Source organism: Chryseobacterium sp. GQ58, from assembly GCF_059758895.1.
In genome coordinates, this window is record NZ_JCAXEH010000015.1 from 1 (window position 1) to 875 (window position 875).

The 875-nt window shown below is 40.9% G+C and carries 1 protein-coding gene; it reads left to right on the forward strand.

The annotated features are described in order from the left end of the window. The coding region (locus AC6CHK_RS16110; protein ID WP_498097906.1) for a fibronectin type III domain-containing protein at positions 1 to 875 on the forward strand (875 nt) is incomplete at both ends.

Sequence of the window (875 nt, forward strand, 5' to 3'; positions counted from 1 at the left end):
AGATGTGATCCTACACCTCCGAATGTTACCATAAGCAATGTTACTCCAAGCTCGGCAGTTGTAACCTGGAATCCGATTGTGGCAAGCGCTACTTATACTTTGAGATATAGAAAAGTAGGAACAGCAACATGGACTGAAATTCCGAACCTTATTCCTCCCGTTAATTCTTACACTATCCAGGGATTAGATTCTTTTGTGACGTATGAAGTTCAGGTGGCAAGCACATGTGTTGGAGAAACAACTCCAAATCCATGGGCAAATCCACAAGTGTTTACAACGGTAAGAATTTGTGAAATTCCTCCTCCGGGACTTACCATCACTCAGCTTACTCCGACAAGTGCCGAAGTGATCTGGGATCCTTTCCCTGGAGCAACGTATATCTTGAGATACAGAAAAGTAGGTATTCCAAGCTGGATGAATATTCCGGTGAATACCAACACCTATACCATCACAGGATTATTGGAATTAACAAAGTATGAAATGCAGGTAGTCAACATTTGTAATGGTACACCGGGGAATTATACTCCGCCTTACTATTTTACAACACCAACTATAGTTTACTGCCAGATGTCATCGGCTAGTTCAGCTAGTGAATTTATTTCAAAAGTTACGGCTAAGCCAAACGGTAAACCTGAAATGATCAATGAAACACAGGCTTCCAACTATTCTGACTTTACAGGAGATAATACGAAATTCATTGAAATGGTTCAGGGTTCTACGAACAATCAGATCATTATCGATAAAACGTTAAGTTCAGGTGCGGATGCAGGAGTTGCGGTCTGGATTGATTTCAACAGAAACGGATATTTTGATCTTAATGAAAGAATTTTAGCAGACGGACCGAACAACAATCCTACCGCAAGCGCAACATTCAC